This window comes from Propionicimonas sp., from assembly GCF_049840635.1.
Taxonomy (GTDB): domain Bacteria; phylum Actinomycetota; class Actinomycetes; order Propionibacteriales; family Propionibacteriaceae; genus Propionicimonas.
Window position 1 is genome coordinate 180,189 of sequence record NZ_JASGKL010000004.1, and the last position, 24,247, is coordinate 204,435.

Below are 24,247 nucleotides of genomic sequence, written 5' to 3' on the forward strand. Positions count from 1 at the left end.
GGTCATTTTGGACAGTGTCGAATACCCTAAATCGGTTAGGTGAGGCTAACCTAAACCATCGTTCCGGTCTGTGGACGCGGCGTTCAGGGGGGGGTTTCTGGTGCAGGTGAAGCGGGGGCTGCGGCGTGCCCTGAGAGGGGCGGCGGCCGGGTTCGCGATGCTCCTGCTGGTGGCGGTCACGACGATGCCGGGAGCCACTGCCCGCGCGGCGGGGGAGGCCGCTGAGGTCACCGGTGGCACCCTCACCTGGGGGGTGAAGAGTTCCTTCTGGAGCTACATCACAGGGCCGATCGCGCACGGAACCGTCGAGGCGGGCGGCGCGGCCAGCCTGGACGGCAACCAGGCCCGGTTCGCCGACGGCAGCGGAACCTGGGCCGACGACGGCGGGACGCTGTCGACGCGCGGCTCCGTCCGGTTCACCGGCCACGACGGCGAGCTGGACCTCACGATCGCGAACCCGCGGCTCGTCGCGGACGGGGACGACGGCACCCTGGTCGTGGACGTGACCGACAGCGAGGGTGGGACGTCCGACGACCTCGCGATCGCCGACGTCGACCTGTCCGGCGCGGTCACCATCGACGGCGACACCGTGGTCGTCTCCGGGGCGAAGGCGACGCTGACGAAGGCCGGGACCGCCGTGTTCGCCTACCACGGCACCCCGATGTATGCCGCGGGCACCGCCTTGGCCGACCTGTCGGCCCGCTTCACGATCGCCGTCGCGGAGCCGACCGCCACACCGACGTCCACACCCACGGACGAACCCACCTCGACCGCGACGCCCACGGTGACTGCGACGCCTACCGCGACCACGACCAGCACCGGCACGCCCACCGCGACCAGCAGTCCGACCGCCACGTCGACCGCCACCGCGAGCGGCAAAGCCGGCTCGCTGACCTGGGGGGTGAAGAGCTCGTTCCGCAGCTACATCACCGGTCCGATCGCCCACGGCTCGATCTCGGTCGCCCGCGGCGCGAAGGCGGTCGGGGGCGGGTACCGCTTCGGGCAGTCCGCCACCTCCGCCGACCCTCCGGACGCCGCCGGCACCACCACCTACCGCGGCACCGTCCGGTTCACCGGCCACGACGGCGTGCTGGACCTCTCCTTCACCGACCCGGCGATCACGGTGACGTCGTCCGGCTCGGCGCGGCTGTCCGCGTCCGTCACCGGCCACGGGCGGGTCGTGCTGGCCAACCTCTCCCTGTCGTCGGGGTCGCGCGGGACCGCGTCCGGCTCGGTGACGTACACCGGCGTCGACGCCACGCTGACTGCCGCCGGCGCGAAGGTGTTCTCCTACCACGGCTCGGCCTTCTACCCCGCGGGGACGGCGCTGGACCCGGTCACCTTCGTCGTCGGCACGAAGGCCGCGGCCAGCAATTCCTCCGGCACCGTCGCGACCGCGTCCACGGCGTCCGCGTCCGCCACGGCCACCGCCACGGCGTCCGCCACGACCGGCACCGCCGCAGCGACCCTCGGCTGCCGGCTCAGCGACGCCGAGCTGGTCTGGGGCTTCAAGGAGTCCTTCCGCGCCTACATCTCCGGCACCATCGCCAACGGCGACTGGACGACCGGGGGCGGCGCGACCTACGCGACCCCGGTGTTCACGTGGCACGCCGGAGCCGGCTCGGGCGACGCGGAGGCGGGCACGGGGGAGATCGCCTTCTCCGGCACCGTGCGGTTCACCGGCCACGACGGAGCCCTCGACACCACGATCGCCGACCCGGTCGTCGCCTTCACCGGGCCCGGCGCCGCCGTACTCCGGCTCGACTACGCGGGCACCACGATGGACGCGGCGCTGGCCGGCAAGGACGCGAGGCAGGAGACCCCCGACGTCCCCTTCGTCCAGCTCGCGGTCGGCGAGGGGACGCTCACCCGCGCCGGCGACAGGGTGACGATCAGCGACATCCCCGCCTCGCTCACCGGCGAGGGCAGTGCCGCGTTCCCGAACTACCAGGCCGGCTCGGCTTTCGACCCGGTGACGCTCAGCTACACCGCCACCGACTGCGCGACAGCCGCCACGCCCTCCCCGGCCGGGCAGTCCTCGGCCGTCGCTCCCGGCGCCACCGGCTCCCCGGCCGCGGCCGGCACCGACGGCGGCGTCCCGGACTGGGTCGGCTGGGTCGCCAGCGGCACGGTCGGAGCCGTCCTGGGCTCCGCGCTGACCCTGCTGGTCGCCCGCCGCTGGCTGGTGCGCGCGTGAGGCGCCCTGTGGCCACGGGCCTGGCCCTGGCGTTGGCCGTCCTGCTCACCGCCTGCGGTTCGGCGGAGGCCGCGGGGCCGGCCGCGTCCGCGTCCTCGTCCGCCCCCGTCCCGCTGGCCAGCCTCAGCCCCGCCGCCGACCCCCGCTCCCTCACCGGCCCGGCGACCGCGGCCCTCACCGACCGCACGGTCGAGCCGGTGGGCGGCGACGAGCAGGCGTCCCTCCCGGCCACGGTCGTGTCGAAGTTCCGCGCCGGCGACCGCGAGGTGACGGTCAGCGACACGTCCCGGATCGTCGCGTTCGACCTGTCCGGTTCGATCGCCGCCACGCTGTGGGCGCTCGGGCTGGGCGACCGGCTGGTGGCCAGGGACGTCTCGACGACCTTCCCCGGCACGGAGTCGCTCCCCGTCATCACCAGGGAGGGCCACGCCGTGAACGCAGAGGCGGTGCTCAGCACCTCGCCGACCCTGATCATCACCGACGGCTCGATGGGGCCCAGGGACGTGGTCGAGCAGCTCGCCGACACCGGCGTCCCGGTCGTGTTCGTCGACAACGGCGCCAGCTACGACGGCGCGGCCACCCTCGCCCGCGAGGTCGCGGCGGCTGTCGGCCTGCCGGACACCGGCGAGCGGCTCGCCGAACGGATCACCGCAGAGGTGGACGCCGTCCGCGCGCAGATCGCCCGGCTGGCGCCCACGGACGCCGACGACCGGCTGCGGATCGTGTTCCTGTACGTCCGGGCGAACTCCGGCGTGTACTACCTGCTCGGCAAGGACTCCGGAGCGGGCGCGCTGATCGACGCGCTCGGGGGCACCGACGTCGGCGCGGAGCTCGGCTGGGCGGAGGCGCAGCCGCTCACCGACGAGGCGGTGGTCGCCGCGAAACCCGACGTGATCCTGATGATGACCGACGGCCTGGCCTCGGCCGGCGGGGTGGACGGGCTGCTGGCGGCCAAGCCCGCGCTCTCGCTCACGCCGGCGGGGGAGCGGCGGCGGTTCGTCGACATGGCCGACGGCGACATCCTGTCGTTCGGCCCGCGCTCGGCCGCCGTCCTCGCGGCGGTCGCACGCGCGGTCTACGGCGAGGCGGGCCGGTGACGTCAGCCCGTCGCCTCCTCGTCCCGCTGGGCTTCGCCGTCCTCCTGGTCGCCGGCATCGTCGTCTCGGCGCGGGTCGGCCAGCTCCCCGTCAGCGGCAGCGACGTGCTCGGGGCCGCCCTGCACGGGCTGGGCATCGCGAACCCGTGGACGCCGGCCGACCACGTGGTCGAGCAGACCCTGCTGCAGATCCGGTTCCCGCGGCTGGCGATGAGCATCCTGGTCGGCGCCCTGCTGGCCGTCGCCGGCACCGTGATGCAGGCGGTGTTCGGCAACCCGCTCGCCGAGCCCGGCGTGGTCGGTGTCTCGTCCGGGGCCGCGCTCGGCGCCGCCGCGGCGATCGCCTTCGCCGGTGGCCTGCTGGGCGGCTGGGGCGTCGCGGTGTTCGCCTTCGCGGGCGGCCTGGTCACCACGCTGCTGGTCTACACGACCGCCCGGTCCGGCGGACGCACGGAGGTCGTCACGCTGCTGCTCACCGGCATCGCCGTGAACGCGTTCGCCGGCGCGGGACTCGCCCTGGTCATGTTCCTGTCCGACACCGGCTCCCGCGAGCAGATCGTGTTCTGGCAGCTGGGGTCGATGAACGCCTCCCGCTGGTCGGAGGTCGCGGTCGTCGCCGGCTTCGGCGTCCCCGCCGCCGTGGTCGCGCTCGTGCTCGCCCGCCGCTACGACCTGCTCGCCCTCGGGGAACGGACGGCCGCGCACCTGGGCCTGCGGGTCGAGCGGCTGCGGGTCGGCTCGATCGTGCTGGTCGCGCTGCTCACCGGGGTCGCGGTCGCGTTCACCGGGATCATCCAGTTCGTCGGGCTCGTCGTGCCGCACCTGACCCGGATGCTGCTCGGGCCCGCGCACCGTCCGCTGCTGGGCGTCTCGCTGCTCGGCGGCGCCGCGCTGATGGTGTGGGCGGACCTGCTCGCCCGCACCCTCGTCGCCGGCGCCGACCTGCCGATCGGCATGCTGACCGCCCTCGTCGGCGGCCCCTTCTTTTTCTGGCTGGTCCGCTCGACCAGGGCGCGCGCCGGAGGCTGGGCATGAAGATCACCCCACCCGTGGCCCCCACCGCCCTGCGCGCGCTCGCGGTCAGCTGCCGGCTGGGCGGCGCCGACATCGTCCGCGAGGTCGACCTGGCGGTCGCGCACGGCGAGGTGGTGGCGCTGGTCGGCCCCAACGGCGCTGGCAAGTCCACCCTGCTGGCCGCGCTCGCCGGCGACCTGGCTCCGGTCTCCGGCGCCGTGGAGGTCGCGGGACGCCCGCTGGGGGAGTGGACGCCCCGGCAGCTCGCGCGGCGCAGGGCCGTCCTGCCCCAGGCCAACCGGGTCAGCTTCCCTTTCACCGTCCGCGAGGTCGTCGCGATGGGACGCGCGCCGTGGTCGCGGCGGGCGAGCGCGGAGGAGGACGAGGCGTCGGTCCTGGCGGCGATGCGGGCCACCGACGTGGTCGACCTGGCCGACCGGACGTTCCCGACGCTGTCGGGCGGCGAGCAGGCGCGGGTCTCGCTGGCCCGCGTCCTCGCCCAGGAGACGCCGGTGGTCCTGCTCGACGAGCCCACGGCCGCCCTCGACCTGCGCCACCAGGAGGACGTGATGGCGGTCGCCCGGGCGCTGGCGAGCGCCGGACGCGCCGTCGTCGTGGTCGTGCACGACCTCTCGCTCGCCGCGGCCTGGGCCGACCGGATCGCCATCCTGCACGCCGGACGCCTCGTCGCCGCGGGCACGCCGGACGAGGTGCTCACCCCCGGGCAGCTCGCCGACGTCTACGGCATCGGCGTGCACGTGCTCACAGACACCCCGGACGGGCACCGCATCGTCGTGCCCCGTCGCCACCCGGCCGGGGGTTCGCCCCGGACGGATCACGACCCACCGAGGAAGGGAACGACCGATGACCGTACTGGCCACCGCCACGCTCTCGACGCTGATGCGCGAGGGCTCCCAGGCCGAGCACCGCAGGGCGGAGAGCGCGGGGTTCGTCACCGCTCTACTCGACGCTCGCGTCACCGAGGCCGGCTACGCCACCTACCTGGCGCGGCTGCGTCCGGTGTACGCGGCGCTGGAGGCGGTGGGCGCCGACCTGGCCCGCCACCCCGTCGCCGGGCAGCTCGTCGACCCGGCGCTGGACCGGTTGGCCGCGATCGAGGCCGACCTCGCGCACTGGACCGCCGCGTCCGCCCCGACGGCGGTCGACGCGTCCCCGACCGCAGCGGTGACCGCCTACGTCGGGCGGATCGAGGCGACCCGGGCAGACCCCGTGCTGTACGTCGCGCACCACTACACCCGCTACCTCGGCGACCTGTCCGGCGGGCAGGCGATCGGCCGCGTCCTCGCCCGCGCCCACGGCGTCACCGACGGCGCGGGGCTGTCGTTCTACCGGTTCGACGCGATCGAGAAGGTGAAGCCGTACAAGGACGGCTACCGCGCGCGTCTCGACGCCCTGCCGCTGGCGGACGCCGACCGGCGGCGGGTCGCCGACGAGGTGCGGGTGGCGTTCGCGCTGAACGAGGACCTGTTCGCCGAGCTGACGGCGGGGCTGGACGCCTGGCTGCGCTGAGGGCGGTTCCGCGTCCGTCGGGCCGGGGTGGGACGATGGGCGCGCCATGCGACTCACCGAGCTGATCCCTGCCGATCCGACCGACGCCGACGCGCTGTACGACGCCTTCACGGGCTGGGCGGTGGCGGACGGGATCACGCTGTACCCGCACCAGGACGAGGCCGTCATCGACATCCTCACCGGGGCGAACGTGATCGTCACCACGCCGACCGGCTCGGGGAAGTCGCTGATCGCCACCGCCGCGCACTTCGCCGCCCTGGCCGCAGGTGGACGCAGCTACTACACGGCGCCGATCAAAGCGCTGGTGAGCGAGAAGTTCTTCGCGCTGTGCGCGGTGTTCGGGGCGGTCAACGTCGGCATGGTGACCGGCGACGCCGCGGTGAACGCCGAGGCGCCGATCGTGTGTTGCACGGCCGAGATCCTGGCCAACATCGCCCTGCGCGAGGGGCGGGCGGCGCGGGTCGACCAGGTGGTGATGGACGAGTTCCACTTCCTCGCCGACCGCGACCGCGGCTGGGCCTGGCAGGTGCCACTGGTCGAGTTGCCGCAGGCGCAGTTCGTGATCATGTCGGCCACGCTCGGCGACATGAGCGAGGTCGCCGCCGGCCTGGAGCGGCGGACGGGGCGGCCCGCCACGATCGTCGGCGGCGCCGTCCGTCCCGTCCCGCTCGTGTACTCGTGGGCGACCACGCCCGTGCACGAGACGATCCAGGGGCTGATCGACGACCGGCAGGCTCCGGTCTACATCGTCCACGCCACGCAGGGCGGCGCGGTCGACCGGGCGCAGGCGCTGCTCAGCTCCGGCATCGTCGACCGCAGCCACCGCTCCGCGCTGGTGGACGCGCTGCGCGGCTTCCGGTTCTCCGGAGGGTTCGGCAAGACCCTTTCGACGCTGCTGCACGCCGGGATCGCCGTCCACCACGCCGGCATGCTGCCGCGGTACCGGCGGCTGGTCGAGACGCTCGCCCAGCGCGGCCTGCTGACCGTGATCTGCGGCACCGACACCCTCGGCGTGGGCATCAACGTGCCGATCCGGACGGTGCTGTTCGCGGCGCTGACCAAGTTCGACGGGCGGCGCAGCCGCGTCCTGCGCAGCCGCGAGTTCCACCAGATCGCCGGACGCGCCGGGCGTCCCGGCTTCGACACCGTCGGCTACGTGGCGGCCCAGGCGCCCGAGCACGAGGTGGAGAACACCCGGATCCTGGCCAAGTTCGCCGGCGACGAGAAGAAGCTGCGCTCGGTGCGGCGCAAGAAGCCGCCCGAGGGCGTCGTGAACTACACCGAGGCCACGTTCACGAAGCTGATCGACTCCGAGCCGGAGCCGCTGCACGCCCGGATGCGGGTCACCCACGCCATGCTGCTGAACCTGCTGCAGCGCGACGAGGACACCGGCGCCGCGCTGGTGTCGCTGATCGACTCGTGCACGAGCGAGCGTCCGGTGCGGCAGAAGCTGCTGCGCAGGGCCGCGGCGATGGGCCGCTCGCTGCTGCGCGCGGGGGTGGTGGTGCGGCTGGACGAGCCGACGCCGGGCGGACGCCGCTACGCGCTGGCCGTCGACCTGCAGCACAACTTCGCGCTCAACCAGCCGCTGAGCGCCCTCGCGCTGGCGGCGATGGCGAGGCTGGACGTCGAGGTGCCCGGCTACGCGTTGGACGTGGTCAGCGTGATCGAGGCGACGCTGGAGGACCCGATGGTGATCCTGCTCGCCCAGCAGTTCCGCGAGCGCGGCGAGGCGGTCGCGGAGCTGAAGGCGGACGGCTACGACTACGAGGAGCGGATGGAGATCCTCGACGAGGTGACGTGGCCGCGTCCGCTGGCCGAACTGCTGGACGCCGTGTACACCGGGGAGCTGGCCGCGCACCCGTGGCTGTCGGAGAGCCCTGTGAAGCCGAAGTCGGTGGTGCGGGACCTGTTCGAGCGGGCGATGACGTTCGGCGAGTACGTGGGCTTCTACAAGCTGCAGCGCAGCGAGGGCCTGCTGCTGCGCTACCTGTCGGACGCCTACCGGGCGCTGCGCCAGACCGTCCCGGAGAGCCTGCGCACCGAGGACCTGGAGGACATCATCGAGTGGCTGGGCGAGGTCACCCGGCTCACCGACTCCTCGCTGCTGGACGAGTGGGAGGAGCTGGCCGGGTTGTCCGCTGCCGGCCCGGACGAGGTGGTCGAGGTGCGTCCGCCGCAGACGGTGACCAGCAACGTCCGGGCGTTCCGGGTGCTCGTCCGCAACGCGATGTTCCGGCGGGTGGAGCTGGCCGCGTCCGACGACGTGGAGGGCCTGGCCGCGCTCGAGCCCGGTGGCGCGATGACGCGGACGCGCTGGGACGAGGCGCTGGGGGAGTACTGGGACGAGCACGAGGTGCTGCCCACCGACGCGGACGCCCGCGGTCCCGCGCTGCTGGTGGTCACCGAGCGGGGCCGGACGTGGGACGTCCGCCAGGTCATCGACGACCCCGAGGGCAACCACGACTGGTCGATCACCGCCCGCATCGACCTCGACGAGTGCGACGCCGCCGGCGAGCTGGTCGTCCACACGCTCAACTTCGCCCGCCTCGACTAGCGTCCAGCCGCCCCCACTCCCACGCGGCCCTCGGCGCCACCCTCACGCCCGCACCACTCGCGTTTGCTCCCGAAAGGCGGCCTTGCTCCCCGAATTCGGGGAGCACGGCCGCCTTTCGGGAGCAAGAACGACGGGGCGTTCACGAGCATGGCTAGAGTGCTAGAATTCTAGCTATGGGTGCGGAGAACGGAGCGGCGAAGGTGCAGTTCAACGTGTACCTGCCGGCGGAACTGGTGCGCGAGGTCAAGCACTTCGCGATCGACGAGGGGCGCAGCCTGTCGGCGGTGGTCGAGACGGCGCTGCGGAGCTATCTGGAAGGGCGGGGATCGAGATGAGCGTGGACTGCCGGGTGCTGCCGATGCGGTTCACCACGAAGGTCGCGGCGATGGCCGACTTCCTCGCCGTCATCGGTCTGAGCCGGGTGCGGGAGAGTACGAACGGGGAGTACGCCGTGCTGGACGGTGCGGCAGGGAGCGTCGCCGTGCACGTCGCGGGGCCGGACGGCGCTGGCGCGGGCCTCACGACGTTGAACCTCCTTGTGGCCGACGTGCCGGACGGGGTGGCCGCGCTCGCCGACGCCGGGCTCGACGCCACCACCTGGGACGAGGCGTACGGCACGCAGGGTGCGGTGTGGCTGCCCGGCGTCGGCGCGGTCGGCCTCAACGAGGCGCACCCGGCCGACCTCTACGGCTACCACCCCCACCATCCGCGTTTGCTCCCGAAAGACGGCCGTGCTCCCCGAATTCCGGGAGCAAGGCCGCTTTTCGGGAGCAAGGACGACGGTGGCTGCCCGGAATCGCCGATCCGGGTCCTCGCCGTGCGGTACACCGACGACTTCAGCGGGGACGCGGCGCTGTTCGCGTGTCTCGGCTTCCGTCCGGTCGGCCCGCTCGACGATCCCTGGTGGTGCGCACTGCTGGCCGGCACGGAAGCGGGAGTCGTCGGCCTCCACGCCGGACGGCAGGAAGCTCTCGCGCCCGCGGAGCCGCCCGGCGGCGACTGGCTCGACCACCCCGCCCTGGTCGGGCTCGGGTTCGAGACCTCCGAGCCGCTGGACTCCCTCGTGGCACGCCTGCGGGCGAGAGGGCTCAACGCGCGCCTCGAGACCGACGAGGCCGGGCCGAAGTTGGTCGTGACAGACCCCGACGGTCAGGTCCTCGAGGTCCACCCGTCGGTCAGCGGGCCGTAGGTGTCCGGACGCCGGGTCGCGGGGAAGGGGAACAGGTCCAGCCAGTCCCGGCACTGGGCGAGGTCGAGGGACGCGACCAGTGCGGCGTCGCCCTCGCGGGGCGCCTGCACGAGGACGCGGCCGTACGGGTCGGAGATGAACGACGACCCGTAGAACCGGACCAGGCCCTCGTCGCCCCACCGGTTCGGCACGACCATGAACAGCCCGCCGGTGATGCCGTTGGCCACGATCACCTGGCGCCACAGCGGCTCGGTGTCGAACCCGGGGTGGTCGGGCTCCGACCCGATCGCCGTCGGGTAGGCCAGCACCTCCGCCCCGGCGAGGCTGTACGCGCGCGCGACCTCGGGGAACCACTCGTCCCAGCACGTCGGCAGGCCCACCCGGGCGCCGGAGGAGTGGGGGAGTGTCGTCACCGGGTACGGGTCCTCGGCCGGCCCGGGGCGGAAATAGCGGTCCTCGTAGTAGCCGGCGGTCACCGGGATGTGCAGCTTGCGGGTGCGGGCGAGCAGCGTCCCGTCGGGTGCGACCAGGACGGCGGTGTTGAAACCGCGTCCGTCCGGGCCGTCGGCGCGCTCGTACAGCGAGGCGTGCACCAGCACGCTGTGCGCGGCGGCCATCGCCCTGGCGAAGCTCGTGGTCGGCCCGGACGCCAGGTCCTCGGCCAGGTCGGCCGGCACCCCGTCCGGCCTGGTGTCGGCTGGGTAGCGCAGCAGGGTCAGCTCGGGGAGGAACAAGACCTGTGCCCCGGCCGACGCCGCGGACGCAATGCCGTCGGCGAGCACAGCCCTGTGCTCGTCCGCGTCCTCGTGCCAGCGGGTCTGGACGAGACCGACGACCAGCGGCGGCCGGCCCGTGTCGTGCACGCGGGCGGGGGAGTCGAGGACGGGTGCGACGACGGTCTTCATGGGCGGTTCCCCTGGTCGGTGGTGAGATCCCGGGTCAAGCCCGGGATGACAGTGGGGGCGGGGATGACGGTGGGGGTGGGGGTGCCGGTGGTGGTGGGGGCGGTTGCCGCCGGCTGCTGCTGGGTGATGCAGTGGACGCCGCCGCCGCGGCGGAACAGCGGCCGGGCGTCGACGGCCACGATCCGGCGTCCAGGGTAGGCGGCGGCGAGGATCTCAGCCGCCTCGGCGTCGGCAGGATCGTCGAACGTCCCCATCACCACGGCGCCGTTGAGCACGAAGTGGTTCACGTAGCTGTGGTCGACCCAGCCCTCGGCGTCGCGCGTCACGCGGGGAGCGGGCAGGCGCACCGTCGTGAGCGTCCGCCCGGCCGCGTCGGTCGACCCGCCGAGGGTCTCCACGAGTTCCCTGCTCACCGCGTGGTCGGGGTGCGCGGGGTCGCGCTGGTCGTGGACGAGCACGGTGCCGGGCGAGGCGAAGGTGGCGAGCAGGTCGACGTGCCCTCGGGTGCCGAAGGCCGCGGAGTCCCTGGCCAGCCCACGGTCCAGCCAGATCACCTTCCGGATGCCGAGGGTGCGGGCGAACTCCGCCTCGACGGCCGCCTCCGTCCAGCCCGGGTTGCGGCCGGGGTCGAGCTGGACGGTCCTGGTCACCAGCAGCGTCCCCTCGCCGTCGGTGTGGATCCCGCCGCCCTCGTTCACCAGCGCCGAGTCGATCCGCAGCGCGCCACTCGCCGACGTGGCCACCAGGCTCGCGTCCGCGTCGAGGCCCCAGCGCGCCCACGACTGGCCGCCCCAGCCGTTGAACACCCAGTTCACCGCGCCCAGCCGACCCTCGTCGTCGAGGACGAACGTCGGTCCGCTGTCCCGGTACCAGGCGTCGTCCAGCGACCGCTCGACCAGGTCGACCTCCGACGACAGCCACCGGCGGGCGTCCGCGACCGCGTCCGGAGGGACGAGCATCGTCAGCGGCTCGTGCTCGACGATCGCGTTCGCCACCCCAGCCCACGCCTGCCGGGCCGATTCCGCCTCCGCCGCCGTGTCGCCGAGGGTGTACCCGCCGGCGGGCCAGGCCATCCAGGCGCGATCGTGCGGCTCCGTCTCCGCCGGCATCCGCCAGGTCATCCGGGCCTCCCGAGTTCGCACATGGACCGCGGCCGGAGAATACCGGACGGCCACGACGCGGTTCGGGGCCGCTGTCTAGAGTGGTGGCTCCGCGAGCCACGAGGAGGGTCGATGCTCCGCCAGTTCGGTCCCAGCACCTGGGTCGCGCTGCTCGTGGGCGGCCTGCTCGCTGCCGTCGCATTCGTCCCGGTCGCGGTGCTGCTCTACCGCAGGGCCGGACGGCTTCGGGTGCTCGACCTGCTGATCCTGCTCGCTGTCGCGGTCTACGCGGTCGCGCTGTGGAGCTACACCCTGGTGCCGCTGCCGGAGTCGGAGTCGTTCACGTGCGTGCGCGCCAACCTGAGGCTGTTCCGGTTCATCGAGGACATCCGCGCCGACGGGCACCTGTTCCTGCACAACCGCGCGCTGCTGCAGGTGGTGTTCAACGTCGTCTTCTTCCTCCCGCTCGGCTTCCTCCTCCGAATCCTGCTCCGGCGCGGCGTGGTCGTGGCGACGCTGGCCGGCCTCATCCTCTCGCTCGCGATCGAGTTCACCCAGAAGACCGGCATCTGGGGGCTGTACCACTGCGCGTACCGCGTGTTCGACGTCGACGACCTGCTGCTGAACACCGTCGGGGCGCTGCTCGGCTCCCTGTTCGCGCTGCCGTTCGCCGCCCTGATCCAGCGGCGGCGCGCGGCGCCGGTAGCGGCAGGGGTCACCGTGGGACGCCGGCTCGTCGGCATCCTCGCCGACCTCGCGGTGGTCACCGTCGTCGGCTACTCGCTCGCGATCGGGTGGCGGGCGTTCGCACTCTACGTCCTGGAGTGGCCGCTGGACGCGCTCCCAGGGTGGGTCGACGGCGCGCTCGCCTCCGGCGTTCCCGCGCTCCTGGAGGGCTACTGGGTGTTGGCCAGGGGACGGACGCTGGGCGAGGCGGCCGTCCAGCTGGAGCCGTTGGCGAAACCGGGACACGAGGTGCGCAGCCGCGTGCTGAAGTTCGCCTTCGGCGTCGGCGGCTACCTGGCCCTGTCCAGTCCGCTGGTGGAACTCCCGGCGGCGGGACTCGCGTTCGCCGTCGCCACCCTCGTGGTGCTGGTCCGATCGCGGAACCACCGCGGGCTGAGCCACGTCGTCGCCGACATGGAGCTGGTCCTCGAGACCGGGCCCGCAGAGCCCGGGGCGCCGGCTCCGACCGGCGACGCCTGAGGCCTCAGCTCGCCCAGCTGGGGGCGACCTGCTGCAGCACGATGTCCACCCGCCGCCAGTGCGCCTCGACGGACGTGTAGGAGCCGGCCTCGTCCCCGTCGCGGTCGACCCAGACGTCGAACAAGTCGACGACCTCGCCGCCGGGGCGGGAGAGCTTGAGCACGTCGTGGGACGTCGCGACGGCGGTCGCGGTGGACGCCCCGGTCGGGCTGACCGACACGATCCGCCAGTTGGCGGGCGCGAGGTAGGCGGCGGCCCAGTCGCTGGTGCCGTTGACCTCGGTGTGGTCGGGGTCGCGCTCCCTGGCGTGCAGGGACACCCGTGAGGTGATCCGGTCCGGCTGCACGGACAGCTCGCCGCCCACCTGCACGTCCGTGGGCTCGTCGTCGTCGGTGTCGAAGTCGGCGTCACCCCCGACGCGGGGCGGGGTGTACCTCGTCGAGCCGAGGTCCTTCTGCAGGATCGTCTGCTGCGGGGGGTTCCACGGCACGACGACGGCCTCGGGGTAGCCCGCGGCGGACCCGTTCCATGCGACGGCGATCTTGGTGATGCCCTGCTGGTAGAGCTGCGGGGCGAGCGAACCGAGGTTCACGGTGACCTGGTAGTGGGTGGTCCGGCCGATCCGGCTCTCCGGCAGTGCCGTGCTCTGGCCGTTCGCGGTGACCAGGGACACCGTGAACAGGTTGCCGGACACGTCGGCGTGGTCGAGGTCGTAGCCGTAGAGCATCAGCGTCGACCACTTGCCCGGGTCGACGTTGAGGTCGATCGCGGCCGGATCGGCCTGGCAGAAGCCCGGCGGCAGGACCGCGGGGTTCTGGCCGAGGAGCTTCGCCTTCAGGGCCTCCAGGGACTGGATCGCCCGATGGCCGAGGAAGTCGACGTTGCACCGGAACTCCACCCCCGCGGTGGCGATGCTGCGGTTGACGAGGCTCTGGGCGTCCACCCGGATGGTCTCCGAGATGTCCTCGGGCAGGTCGTCGGCGACCTTCTGCAGGATGGCCCGCCAGGCGGAGGAGTTCGCGTTCAGGCTGCGGATGCCGTCGTCGATCACCTGCGTGGCCTGGTCGATCGAGCTGGAGATGTTCTCGAAACAGCCCGTGGTGAGGCTGAGCGCCAGCGCGGTGACCGTGGCGGACAACCCGCGGCGCCAGCGGGAGGGACGGGAACGGACGGGCATGGCTGCTCCTCGGGACGGCCGGATCGGGACGGGTCCGACACCGATGGGAGCGCGGCGGCACGGCCCTGATACGGGCGCGCGGCGCGTCCTGCCGGGACGGGCCGTGGGCAGGCGCGACGATGGGGACGTGGCAGACCATGTGCAGAAGGTGGGGCGGCGGCCCGCGGCGAGGCGGTGGGGGAGCGCGTGCGCCGTGGTCCTCGGGACCGGGCTGGCGGTGACCCTGGCGGCGTGCGCGACCCCGGCGAGTTCGAGCTTCACACCCAAGCCGATCGAGACGATCACCCCCTCCGCTCCACCGACCGTGTCGGCGACGCCGTCAGAGGCGCCGACGTCCGCGTCCGCGACCCCCACAGCGACGCAGGCCAAGGCGGTGAAGGCGACTGGCACCCTGGCCATCTACATGACGGTGACCAAGAAGCTGGCCGGCACCTGCAGGACAGTGTCCGGCGCCCCGACGATCACGCTCGCCGACCACGACAACGAGTGGTACGGGACCGTGGACCTCACCGTGGTGCTCGACTCCTCCCGGTCCTCGGTGGCATCGATCGACGGCGCCTTCGGGGAGGACTCCGAGGGCTTCACCTGGAAGCTCGGCTACTCCGCGTCCGACGCGGCCAAGGGGACATCGGCCGCCCTGACCACGTCGGGCTCCTCGTTCACCGTCTCGGGCAAGCTCACGGCCAAGGAGACCAGGGACGGCAAGACGACCACCGAACTCCTGCCCTACAAGATCACCGCGAAGTGTGCGGCCGGCGCCTGGTGAGTGCCCCGGTCAGGTCGTGACCTTGCGGGTCTGGGCGGACTTCTTGGCCACGGTCGAGTACCCGTCGAGGGTGCCGGTGACCACGACCGTCATCCGCTTGCCCTTGTCGGACTTGGTGAGCTTGTAGCTGGCCTTCGTCGCACCGCTGATCGCCTTGGCGTCCCGGTACCACTGGTAGGTCAGCGTGACGCCGGTCGGTCCCCAGGTCCCGGCCACGGCCTTGAGCGTCCTGCCCACGTCCCTGGTGCCGGAGATCGTCGGGGTATTCGCGGTGAGCGTCCCCTTGGCGACCGCGCCCGTGGCCGTCGAGGCCTTGGTGGTCGTGGTGTATCCGTCGCGGGTCGCCGTCACCGAGACGCTGAGCTTCGCGCCCGCGTCCTCAGCCCTGGCGGTGTAGGACGCCTTGGTCGCGCCGTCGATCGCCTTGCCGTCCCGGAGCCACTGGTAGGCCAGTGAGCCGGGCGTGGGCTTCCAGGTTCCCGCGGTCGCGGTGAGCGTCTTGCCGACCTTGGCCGTGCCGGTCACGGTCGGGACCGGGGAGGCGGAGAACGTGCCGTTGTCGACGGTGCTGGTGGCGGCCGAGCTGCGGGCCGTCAGCGTGTAGCCCGTCCGCAGGCCGGTCACGACGACGCTCAGGGTCGAGCCGGCGTCGTCACCCTGCACGGCGTACGTCGTGGCGGACGCCCCGCTGATCGCGCTCTTGCCGCGGTACCACTGGTAGGAGAGCGCCACCGTCCCCGGTCCCCACGAACCGGCGGTCGCGGTGAGCGTCTGGCCCACCCTGGCTGTGCCGGCGACCGTCGGCTGGGCGGAGTCGAGCGCCATGAACAGCGCAGCCCACGTGTTGTTGTCGGTGGTGCCGCTCGCGCTGCGTCCCGCCGTGCTCTGGAAGGACTTCAGGGACGCGAGGGTTGCGCTCCCGAAGCTGCTGCCGGAGGTGGTGCTGTAGCCCAGCCCGGAGAGCAGGGCGTTCAGCGCGCTCACCCTGGTGCCGGAGTCGCCGGAGGCCAGCGTGGCGAACAGCCCGTCGAGGGTGTACTGGCCGGCCTGGCCGTCGACCTCGAGCTTCTTCGCCTTCTGGAACTTCTTGACCGCCGAGGTGGTGCCGGCGTCGAACTTGCCGGTGACGGTGGTGCTGTACCCGGCAGCCGTGAGCAGGTACTGCAGCGCGGTCACCCGGAACCCGGCGTCGCCGGACTCCAGGACGATCTTGATCGGCACGACGTCGTAGTCGGTGAGGTTGTAGGTGTCGATCAGGCCGTCGATGGTCTTGGCGTAGCCGTTGGCGTCCTTGGGCCGGACGACCTTCGCCAGTTCGTCGACGAACTTCGGGATGCTGGCCATCACCGCGCGGGCGGCCTTGTAGGCGGAGTCGCTCGTGATCGCCTCGGCGTTCGCGTAGAACGAGTTTGTCATCGAGCTGAAGGTCGCGTACTTCGTGCCGTCGATCGTCGTGCAGTTGGCCTGGTAGAGCTTCGCCGCGGACGCGGTGACGCTGTCGCCGTCGGCGAGCACGAACGAGGAGTACCGGCGCAGGCCGGCGTAGTAGGAGCGCTGCTTCCAGTAGCTCAGGGTCGTCCGCACGACGCCGTAGGCGCGACCGCGGGCCTCAATGATCCGCCAGTCACCGTTGCTGAGCTTCTTGGTGAGGACGGCGACGTGGCCGATGCCGTTGGAGCGCGCCGGGTTGTTGCGCAGGAACACCAGGTCGCCGACCTTCGGGGAGCCGGACACCTTCTTGGTGACGTTGTACTGGGACGCGGCGAGGTCGGTGATCGGGTTGCCCGAGCGTCCGAACAGCCACTGGACCAGCTCGGAGCAGTCGAACTTCGCCGGATCGGGGTTGGTGATCGCCGCTTCGGCGCCGAGCACGTACGGCTTGCCCACCTGGTCGTCGGCGAGGGCCGCGAACTGCGCGGCGGTCATCGACGCGCTGCAGGGGGTGTCGAAGTAGTTCTTCGCCTTGGACACCTCGCTCGAGGTTCCCCAGTCCGACGCCTCGATGGCCTGCGCGATCGAGACCGACGCCGGGACGCCGAACTTGCGCTGGGTGTTCTGGGCCGCGGTCACCAGGCTGGAGATGAACTTCGTCTTGGCGCTGGTGGAGACCGCACTCGCGGGGGGCGTCTGGACAAGGGCACACCCGAGGCTCAGGGCAAGCCCAACGGCCACGGACAGCACTCTCGTCACAGTTTTCACAGGTGCTTTGGTACGGGGTTGTCCGGGGGGAGGCAAGGGTCCGCTTGAGGGTTGCCGTCGCCCCTTCGGGCGACAACGCCCTCCTGACTAGGGGTTTCATTCCTGAGAGGTCTCAAGTAACCGTTCAGGGTTCGGTTGAGGGTTGGTGCCCGCACCGTCCGGGCGCCCGACGCCGTAGGTTGGGGTCATGGCAGCGCACACGACCGGCTCGGCGACCCCGTCCCGCCGGACCGTCCTGCGCACCCTCGGCGGCGCCGGACTGGCCGCGTCCGGGCTCGTGGCCGGCTGTGCCCCTGAGGCTCCGGCGACCTCCGGCGTGGCCCCGACCGCGACGCCGTCGGCGACGCCCACCACCAGCGCCACCCCGGTGTCGCCCGCGGGGGCCGTGTTCCGGTTCGCGACCGCGAGCGACGGGCACCTGGGCCAACCCGGCACCGACTCCCGACGCGATCTCAGCGAACTGGTCGCAGCGGTGAACGACTTCGCGGCGACCGACCCGCTGGAGTTCCTCCTCCTCAACGGCGACATCGGTCACGGCGGCGTCGCGCTCCAGGAGGAGGCCAGGTCGGGCCTCGACGACCTCGCGGTGCCCTACTTCGTCACGCAGGGCAACCACGACAAGGTGAGTGCAGCGCAGTGGACGCGGGTGTGGGGCACCCCGGGCAACTTCGTCCAGCGCTTCGGGCACCGCTCGATCATCGGCACGAACACCTCCAACCTCGCCGGCGACTACCTGTGCGCGGACACGAGCTGGCTGCGGTCGGCGCTGGCGGAGGAGGCCGGGCAGAGCGACGTGTTCGTCTTCATGCACATCACCCCGAACACGTGGACGACCTACGGGATCGACTGCCAGGGCGTGCGCGACGTCCTCGCCGCCGCGCCGAACCTGCGGGCGGTGTTCAACGGCCACGACCACGACCAGACGGGGGTGAAGGTCGACCAGGGCGTCTCCTACGTGTTCGACGCGCGCTACGGCGGCAACTGGGGGACTCCGTACCGCGCGTTCCGGGTCGTGGAGGTCGAGGGGCGACAGCTGCGCACCCGCCTCGTGACGACGACCGGACGGGAACGGGAGACTCTGACCCTGGAGTGGTGAACGGCGTCCCGCCTCGGCGCGAGGTCAGCCGACGCGGCGGCGGAACCCGTCGGTGACGCTGATCCGCGTCTCGGGCAGCCGGGTGAGCACCCGGTGCACGAACTCCAGCTTGGCCACCACCGGCTCGCTGATCCGGAACGGGTACAGGTCGGCCGCCCCCATCGCGCGGTTCACACGGTTGAAGAACAGGCTCATCCAGCGCCAGTCGCGGATGAGGGCCTCGAAGTCGTCCGCGCCGTAGCTCGTCCGGGGTACGACGGGCTCGGTGAGCAGCGGCACCGTCTGGCGGGACGCGTCCAGCTCGACCCCCGCGGACGCCGCGGTGTTGAGCGTGTCGGTGATGTGCAGGTAGTGGGCGAACGACTCGGCGAAGTCCTCCCAGGGGTGCATGGTCGCGTACTCGGAGATGAACGCGTCCTGCCAGTCGTCGGGTGCGCCGGTGCGGTAGTGTCGGGCGATGGCGTCGGCGTAGGACGCGCGTTCGTCCCCGAACAGCTCCCTGCACTCGTCGATCCAGCCGGTCTGCTCGACGAGGATCCACTGGTAGTAGTGCCCGGCCTCGTGCCGCAGGTGGCCGAGCATCGTCCGGTACGGCTCGCGCAGGCGGACGCGCAGCTGCTCGCGGACCGCGTCCAGGCTCTCGACCACGTCGAGGGTGATGATGCCGTTGGCGTGGCCGATCACGACCTTCTCGTTGGACGAGCGGGACGAGAGCAGGTCGAAGCCGAGGCCGCCGTCGGCCTCGAAGTGGGGGTCGATGGGGACGCCGAGCTGCTGCAGCTGGACCAGCAGGCGGCGCAGGTGCGGCATCGTCAGGGCGACCTTCTCCAGCGAGATCGTGTCGTCGCTGGGAGGACGCCGCCGGACCAGCCGGCAGGCGAAGCAGCGGCCGGAGCCGGAGTCGTCCGCGGTGAGCCAGTTGCAGTTCCAGTCGCGGTTCGTGCACGGGTGCCACAGCCGGCCGTCCACCTCGACGTCGGGCGAGGACGCCTCGACCATCGTGCGGCTCGCCGCGTGGAGGGCGAGCGGCGTCCCGCAGGCGTCGCAGGCGAGGGACTCGAGGAACACCACGCCGCGGCAGGCGGGGTTCGGGCAGGTCAGCACCATCACGGCGGAGAACCTACCCCGTCCGCGGCTACGCTCGTCCCCTCGGGACCAGGAGTGGGAGCGGAGGACGCGGGACGTGGGTGACGAGTACGGGCTGTTGCAGGTGCCGGCCTGGATCGACCTGCTGGCGATCGCCGCGGGCGCGCTGTCGGGGGCTGCGGGGGCGGTGCGCCCGCGGTTCGACCTGATCGGGGTGCTGCTGGTCGCGATCCTGATGGGCCTGGGCGGCGGGATCATCCGGGACGTCCTGCTCGGCCTGCGTCCGGTCGCCGTGACCAACCAGTCCTACCTGATCACGGCGGTCGCCGCGGGCCTGGGCTCGATGCTGCTGCTCACTGTGATGACCCGGTGGGTGCAGTTGTTCAGCCTGTTCGATGCCCTCGCGCTGGCGCTGTTCACGATCGTCGGGGTCGAGAAGGCCGTGCTGTACGGCGCCCCGGTGGCAGGGGCGGTCTTCATCGGGGTGAGCGCTGCGGTCGGTGGCGGAGTGTTCCGCGACATCATCAGCGGCCAGCCCGTCGAGATCGTCCGCCGCGGGTCGTGGAACGCCGCGGCCGCGCTGGTCGGTGCCGTCCTGTTCGTCGCGCTGCGGACCCTGCCGCTGCCCGTGGCCGCCGCGGAGGCGACCGCCTTCGCCGTGATCGTCGGCGTCCGCTACTGCTCGCTGCACTTCGGCTGGCAGACCGCGGAGGCCGGCGACCTGCTGGCGAAGGTGACCAGGGGCCGGATCACCCCCTGAGGCTCACGGCTCGCTGAGCTGGTCGAGATCCTCGCCGTCGAGGGCGGGCAGGGCGTGGCCGGGGTAGGCGATCGGACGCGCGGGAACCCCGGCGACGGTCGTGTAGGGCGGGACGTCCTCCAGGACGACCGAACCGGCGCCGATCCGGGCGCCCTCCCCGACCCGGATGTTGCCGAGCACCTTGGCGCCGGCACCGATCATCACGCCCCTGCCGATCTTGGGGTGGCGGTCGCCGCCGACCTTGCCGGTGCCGCCAAGCGTGACCTCGTGCAGCATCGAGAAGTCGTCCTCGACGACCGCGGTCTCGCCGATCACCACCGACGTCGCGTGGTCGAACATGATGCCCTTGCCGATCCGGGCGCCCGGGTGGATGTCGACGGCGAACACCTCGGAGATCCGGCTCTGCAGGTACAGGGCGAGCGCGGGCCGCTCGTGCACCCAGTAGTAGTGGGCGACCCGGTAGGCCTGGAGGGCGTGGAAGCCCTTGAAGTAGAGCAGCGGCTGGGAGTAGCCGCGGGTGGCCGGGTCGCGACTGAGCACGGCGCGCAGGTCCTCGCGGACGGCGATGCCGATGCTGCGGTCGTCGTCGAACGCGCGCCCGATCAGCTCACGGAGGCTGAGCGAGGTGATGTTCTCGCTGCCCAGCTTGCTGGCCAGGATGAAGCTGAGCGCGTCCTCGAGCCGGGTGTGGGACAGGACGGTGGTGTGCAGGAAGCTGGCGAGGGCGGGCTCGGCCTGCACGTCGGTGGCGACCTCGGTGCGGATGCGGCTCCAGACGTCGTCGCGGGGAGTGGTCATGTCGGCTGCCGTTCGTTCAGTGGGAGGTGGTGGAGGGGGAGCGCCGGCCGGTGAGGAGCCGGGAGGCGGCGGAGAGGACGCGTCCGCCGAGGATGGCGGTGAGCAGCGAGCCCACCAGCGCGAGGCCGGTCGCGGCGAGGGACAGCACGGGCAGGGCGGACGTCGCACCGACCACACCGAGCAGGACGAGGCCGAAGCCGACGGCCTGTGCGACGCGGGGTGGACGCGCGTCCTCGAGGTCGGCGGGTGCCCCGAGGCGCGGGCGGACCACGCGACGGAACAGCCAGCCGTAGGGCTGGTGGTGCAGGCCGAGGACGGCGCCGGCGCCGTAGGCGAACGCCTGCGCGCCGAGCAGCATCGTGCCGACCCGCGGTCCGGCCAGGAGCGCGGCGGCGAGCACCACGGACGACAACGCGGCGCTGAAGCGGGGCGCGCGTGGGTCGATCAGTGGGACGGTCGTCGGTGGCGCCGTGGTGGCGGTGGACATGTCGGGATCCTCTGGTGGGTGCTGGGGGGTGACAGGCAGCGTCCTTCGGCCGGTGACCGGTGGGGGACGGGTGTCGCCGCGGGAGGCCGCAGCGGTCAGGCTGCTGCGCTCAGGCGAGGCTGCGACAACAACACAGGCACCAGCGCGCGCGGGAACGGCGCGGCGATCCGGCGAGCCGGTGGCTGGTGTGCATGCGTCGAGGGTAACACGCTGCCGCTAGCATGGGCGCGTGCAGCACCTGCGATCCCGCCTCCTGTGTCCGGGCCTCCGGACACGGCTGGCTGCCGCCGTGCTGACGATCCTCGGGCTGCTGCCGGTGCTGCAGCACCTGCCGAAGGTCAGCGTGGTCGCCTGTTTCGAGGCCGGCCACCCGCTCTACCAGCTTGTCGCGACCACCGAGTTCGTCGGCGGCTCCCACTGCGTGAGCGCACCCACCACCGTCGTCAGCTGGACGCTGATGGTCGGGGCGTCGCTGGTCGTCCAGCTGGCGCTGCTGCCCCTGCTGCTCACGGTCGGGACGCTCCTGCTCCGTGCGGCCGGGCGCCTGGCCGCGTCCGCCGACCGTGTGCTGGCCGCGGCCCTCGTGCGCCTCGCCGCACTCCTGGTGCCCGCGCAGCAGCCGCTGCCCGCGTACGTGCGGACGCCGTACCGTGGCTCCGGCCGGACGCGGGCGAACCCGCGTCGCGGCCCCCCGGCCTGCCTGTGATGTGACGCCGCGCCCGACGCGCGGCTCTGTGCTCCTGCACGCGACGGTTCCGTCCGTCGCCCCTTCCTCACACGCACTGCCAGGGCGTCCACGCCCGGAAACGAAGAACCATGTCATCCAGCAACAAGTCCACGCCCGCGTCCAGTCGGCGCGAAACACTCCGCAGACAGCAGGAGGCCCAGGCCAGGGCCGCCCGGCGCACCGGGATCGCGATCAAGGCCGCCTGGGCCACCGGGATCGCCGTCATCGCGGTCATGCTCGCCGTCACCATCTGGGCCGTCGTCAAGCCCGGCTCCGCCGGCGTCGCCGCCGGCTCGCTCGTCCCACCCGCCGGCGCCACCGACAGCGGAGCCGTCGTCGTCGGCAACGCGGACGCCAAGGTCACCGTCACCATCTACTCCGACTTCATGTGCCCCTACTGCGGCGAGTTCGAGCGGGCCAACGGCGACGACCTCACCACGGCGGTCGACGCGGGCACCGTGAAGCTCGAGATCCACCCGATGTCGTTCCTCGACGCGCAGTCCTCGGGCGCGGAGTACTCCACGCGCTCGGCCAACGCGTTCGTCACGATCGCCAACTCCGACCCCGCGCTGGCCTGGAAGTTCGACAGGCTGCTGTACGCCAACCAGCCGGCCGAGGGATCGAGCGGGCTCACCGACGCCCAGCTCATCGCCTACGCGAAGCAGGTCGGGGTGGCCGACGACGTCACGTCCACCTTCACCAGGAAGACCTTTGTCCCGTGGATCCAGAAGATCACCGACAAGGCCTGGGACGACGGTGTCACCGGCACCCCGACCGTCAAGATCAACGGCGAGACGTTCACCGGCGACCTCTACACCGCCGGTGCCCTGGCCGCCGCGATCGAACAGGCCGCCAGTGCCTGAGCCGGTCGGCGTCCTGGCCGGCGTCCGCCGGGTCCGGCAGTCCAACACCTGGATCTTCGCGACCATGCTGGTCTCGGCCTGCCTGAGCCTGACCGCGTCCTTCGTGCTCTCCGTGGACGCGATCATCCTGGCCGCCGACCCCCACGCCGCGCTGTCGTGCAACATCAACACCGTGATCAGCTGCGGAACGGTCGGTACGTCCTGGCAGGCCAGCCTGTTCGGCTTCCCGAACGCGTTCCTTGGCCTGGTCGCGGAGCCGGTCGTGATCACGATCGCCGTCGCGAGCCTGGGCGGGGTGCGGTTCCCGCGCTGGTTCATGCTCTCGGCGCAGGTCGTCTACACCATCGGCGTGGTGTTCGCGTACTGGCTGTTCTTCCAGGCTTACTTCGTGATCGGCGCGCTGTGCCCGTGGTGCCTGCTGGTGACGCTGTCGACGACCCTGGTGTTCACCTCGCTCACGCACGTCAACATCAGGGACGGCAACCTGTACCTGCCCCCACGGGCGAGCGCGGCCGCGCGGCGGTTCGTCGCCGCCGACCTGGACGTGCTCGTGGTGGCGGTCTGGCTGATGGCCGTGGTGATGATGGTGGTCACCAAGTACGTGCCGCTGATGGCCTGAGCGCTCCGCCCGCCGCGGACGTCAGGCGCCGGCCAGCAACTGCTCGGAGGCGTCCCAGAAGCGGCGGGCGAGGTCGTCGTCGCTCGCCTGGGCGGCCGAGCGGGCGGGCCGGCGCTTCTCGTAGTAGAGGCCGGACTGCCAGGTCGCGCCCGGCGTCCCCTCGGCGAGCCAGACCAGCTGGTCGGCGCCGCGCTCGGGCCGAATGGTGAACAGGCGCTTCAACGGGCTGTGGTAGACGAGCCGCATCGGGGTGCTGGTGGTCGCGGCGAAGTTCGTGGCGACCACGCCCGGGTGGAAGGCTGCGGTGGAGATGCCGTCGGCGTGATGTCGGCGGTGCAGTTCGCGGGTGAACAGGATGTTGGCCAGCTTGCCCGCACCGTACGCGGCTTGCGGGGAGTACCGACGCTCGTTCTGGAGGTCGTCGAGGTCGATCCGTCCGAACGCACGAGCCGCCACGCTGCTGGTCTGGATCACCGAGGCCTCGGAGGCGACCAGCTTGTCCCTCAGCAGCGAGGTGAGCAGGAACCCGGCGAGGTGGTTCACCTGGAAGGTGAGCTCGAAGCCGTCCCCGGTGACCGTCCGCGCCCCCATGATCCCGCCCGCGTTGTTGGCCAGCACGTCGATCCGCGGGTACGCGGCGTCCAGTTCCGCCGCGAGCCTGCGCACCTCGGCCAGGGACGCGTAGTCGGCCACGTGGTACGGGGCGCCCAGCGGCTCGGCCACGGCTGCCGTCTTCTCGGGCGAGCGGCCCACGACGACCACGTTCTCGCCGCGGCGGGCGAGTTCGCGCGCCGCGGCGGCGCCCACGCCGTCGCTCGCGCCCGTGATGACGATCGTCCGTCCGCTCATTCCCGTCCTCCGTGTCCCGACGTGCC

22 protein-coding genes and 1 pseudogene are annotated in these 24,247 nt (G+C 72.3%); 15 read left to right on the top strand and 8 right to left on the bottom strand.

The features are described 5' to 3' along the window. The first annotated feature begins 100 nt into the window (after positions 1–100). The 8 genes and pseudogenes from QM779_RS01075 (at position 101) to QM779_RS01110 (ending at position 9,583) form a co-directional block, all read left to right on the top strand. The gene (locus tag QM779_RS01075) at positions 101–2,197 is read left to right on the top strand and encodes an HtaA domain-containing protein (RefSeq protein WP_428530370.1); all 2,097 of its coding nucleotides are present in this window, start codon (positions 101–103) and stop codon (positions 2,195–2,197) included. Then, complete coding sequence (locus tag QM779_RS01080; protein WP_428530372.1) at positions 2,194–3,294, top strand: heme/hemin ABC transporter substrate-binding protein; 1,101 nt, start codon at positions 2,194–2,196, stop codon at positions 3,292–3,294. Before QM779_RS01075 ends, QM779_RS01080 begins: the two co-directional genes overlap by 4 nt. Then, on the top strand, positions 3,291–4,328 hold the full coding sequence (locus QM779_RS01085) for a FecCD family ABC transporter permease (protein WP_428530374.1): 1,038 nt from the start codon (positions 3,291–3,293) through the stop codon (positions 4,326–4,328). The genes QM779_RS01080 and QM779_RS01085 overlap by 4 nt, the downstream gene beginning before the upstream one ends. After that, positions 4,325–5,098, top strand: a pseudogene (locus QM779_RS01090) (heme ABC transporter ATP-binding protein); the annotation flags it as partial. The gene QM779_RS01085 and the pseudogene QM779_RS01090, both read left to right, overlap by 4 nt. 73 nt (positions 5,099–5,171) lie before the next feature. Further along, positions 5,172–5,837: a heme oxygenase (biliverdin-producing) gene (locus QM779_RS01095; RefSeq protein WP_428530376.1), complete on the top strand. Its 666-nt coding sequence runs from the start codon at positions 5,172–5,174 to the stop codon at positions 5,835–5,837. Positions 5,838–5,883: 46 nt separating this feature from the next. Beyond that, positions 5,884–8,394 carry a DEAD/DEAH box helicase gene (locus QM779_RS01100; protein ID WP_428530378.1) on the top strand — a complete coding sequence of 837 codons (2,511 nt, stop codon included), beginning with the start codon at positions 5,884–5,886 and terminating at the stop codon, positions 8,392–8,394. 173 nt (positions 8,395–8,567) lie between these two features. Further along, positions 8,568–8,729, top strand: a complete 162-nt coding sequence (locus QM779_RS01105) for a CopG family transcriptional regulator (RefSeq protein WP_428530380.1) — start codon at positions 8,568–8,570, stop codon at positions 8,727–8,729. Then, on the top strand, positions 8,726–9,583 hold the full coding sequence (locus tag QM779_RS01110; RefSeq protein WP_428530382.1) for a hypothetical protein: 858 nt from the start codon (positions 8,726–8,728) through the stop codon (positions 9,581–9,583). Before QM779_RS01105 ends, QM779_RS01110 begins: the two co-directional genes overlap by 4 nt. On the opposite strand, the gene QM779_RS01115 is transcribed toward QM779_RS01110, so the two are convergent. Both QM779_RS01115 and QM779_RS01120 read right to left on the bottom strand, forming a co-directional pair. Continuing rightward, on the bottom strand, positions 9,544–10,488 hold the full coding sequence (locus QM779_RS01115; protein WP_428530384.1) for a nitrilase-related carbon-nitrogen hydrolase: 945 nt from the start codon (positions 10,486–10,488) through the stop codon (positions 9,544–9,546). The genes QM779_RS01110 and QM779_RS01115 overlap by 40 nt on opposite strands. Continuing rightward, entirely contained in the window at positions 10,485–11,609 is a 1,125-nt protein-coding gene (locus QM779_RS01120) for an agmatine deiminase family protein (protein ID WP_428530386.1), read from the bottom strand. The genes QM779_RS01115 and QM779_RS01120 overlap by 4 nt, the downstream gene beginning before the upstream one ends. 111 nt (positions 11,610–11,720) lie before the next feature. Here QM779_RS01120 and QM779_RS01125 point away from each other — a divergent pair, with 111 nt between their 5' ends. Next, complete coding sequence (locus QM779_RS01125; protein ID WP_428530388.1) at positions 11,721–12,794, top strand: VanZ family protein; 1,074 nt, start codon at positions 11,721–11,723, stop codon at positions 12,792–12,794. A 4-nt stretch (positions 12,795–12,798) separates the two neighbouring features. Here the strand turns inward: QM779_RS01125 and QM779_RS01130 are convergent, their stop codons facing one another. Then, a complete protein-coding gene (locus QM779_RS01130; RefSeq protein ID WP_428530390.1) occupies positions 12,799–13,971 on the bottom strand; it encodes a hypothetical protein in 1,173 nt (390 codons plus the stop codon). 127 nt (positions 13,972–14,098) lie between these two features. On the opposite strand from QM779_RS01130, the gene QM779_RS01135 reads away from it, so the two are divergent. Further along, the gene (locus tag QM779_RS01135; RefSeq protein ID WP_428530392.1) at positions 14,099–14,737 is read left to right on the top strand and encodes a lipoprotein LpqH; all 639 of its coding nucleotides are present in this window, start codon (positions 14,099–14,101) and stop codon (positions 14,735–14,737) included. Between the two features lie 9 nt (positions 14,738–14,746). Here the strand turns inward: QM779_RS01135 and QM779_RS01140 are convergent, their stop codons facing one another. Then, entirely contained in the window at positions 14,747–16,909 is a 2,163-nt protein-coding gene (locus tag QM779_RS01140; protein ID WP_428530394.1) for a peptidoglycan-binding protein, read from the bottom strand. Positions 16,910–17,123: 214 nt separating this feature from the next. Here QM779_RS01140 and QM779_RS01145 point away from each other — a divergent pair, with 214 nt between their 5' ends. After that, complete coding sequence (locus QM779_RS01145) at positions 17,124–18,032, top strand: metallophosphoesterase family protein (protein WP_428530396.1); 909 nt, start codon at positions 17,124–17,126, stop codon at positions 18,030–18,032. Positions 18,033–18,056: 24 nt separating this feature from the next. Here QM779_RS01145 and QM779_RS01150 read toward each other — a convergent pair whose 3' ends face one another. After that, positions 18,057–19,139: a zinc-binding metallopeptidase family protein gene (locus QM779_RS01150; protein WP_428533018.1), complete on the bottom strand. Its 1,083-nt coding sequence runs from the start codon at positions 19,137–19,139 to the stop codon at positions 18,057–18,059. A gap of 76 nt (positions 19,140–19,215) precedes the next feature. Here QM779_RS01150 and QM779_RS01155 point away from each other — a divergent pair, with 76 nt between their 5' ends. Next, positions 19,216–19,878 (top strand): trimeric intracellular cation channel family protein, encoded by a 663-nt coding sequence (locus tag QM779_RS01155; RefSeq protein ID WP_428530398.1) that lies wholly within the window; start codon positions 19,216–19,218, stop codon positions 19,876–19,878. A 3-nt stretch (positions 19,879–19,881) separates the two neighbouring features. Here the strand turns inward: QM779_RS01155 and cysE are convergent, their stop codons facing one another. Both cysE and QM779_RS01165 read right to left on the bottom strand, forming a co-directional pair. After that, on the bottom strand, positions 19,882–20,676 hold the full coding sequence (cysE, locus tag QM779_RS01160; protein ID WP_428530400.1) for a serine O-acetyltransferase: 795 nt from the start codon (positions 20,674–20,676) through the stop codon (positions 19,882–19,884). A 16-nt stretch (positions 20,677–20,692) separates the two neighbouring features. Next, on the bottom strand, positions 20,693–21,163 hold the full coding sequence (locus tag QM779_RS01165) for a DUF4395 domain-containing protein (RefSeq protein ID WP_428530402.1): 471 nt from the start codon (positions 21,161–21,163) through the stop codon (positions 20,693–20,695). Positions 21,164–21,392: 229 nt separating this feature from the next. Here QM779_RS01165 and QM779_RS01170 point away from each other — a divergent pair, with 229 nt between their 5' ends. From QM779_RS01170 to QM779_RS01180, 3 genes are all read left to right on the top strand, one after another. After that, positions 21,393–21,869, top strand: coding sequence for a hypothetical protein (locus tag QM779_RS01170; protein ID WP_428530404.1), 477 nt, complete (start codon positions 21,393–21,395; stop codon positions 21,867–21,869). A 110-nt stretch (positions 21,870–21,979) separates the two neighbouring features. After that, complete coding sequence (locus QM779_RS01175) at positions 21,980–22,753, top strand: DsbA family protein (protein ID WP_428530406.1); 774 nt, start codon at positions 21,980–21,982, stop codon at positions 22,751–22,753. Further along, the gene (locus QM779_RS01180; RefSeq protein WP_428530408.1) at positions 22,746–23,372 is read left to right on the top strand and encodes a vitamin K epoxide reductase family protein; all 627 of its coding nucleotides are present in this window, start codon (positions 22,746–22,748) and stop codon (positions 23,370–23,372) included. The genes QM779_RS01175 and QM779_RS01180 overlap by 8 nt, the downstream gene beginning before the upstream one ends. 21 nt (positions 23,373–23,393) lie before the next feature. Here QM779_RS01180 and QM779_RS01185 read toward each other — a convergent pair whose 3' ends face one another. Continuing rightward, complete coding sequence (locus QM779_RS01185) at positions 23,394–24,221, bottom strand: SDR family NAD(P)-dependent oxidoreductase (protein WP_428530410.1); 828 nt, start codon at positions 24,219–24,221, stop codon at positions 23,394–23,396. Positions 24,222–24,247: the final 26 nt, after the last annotated feature.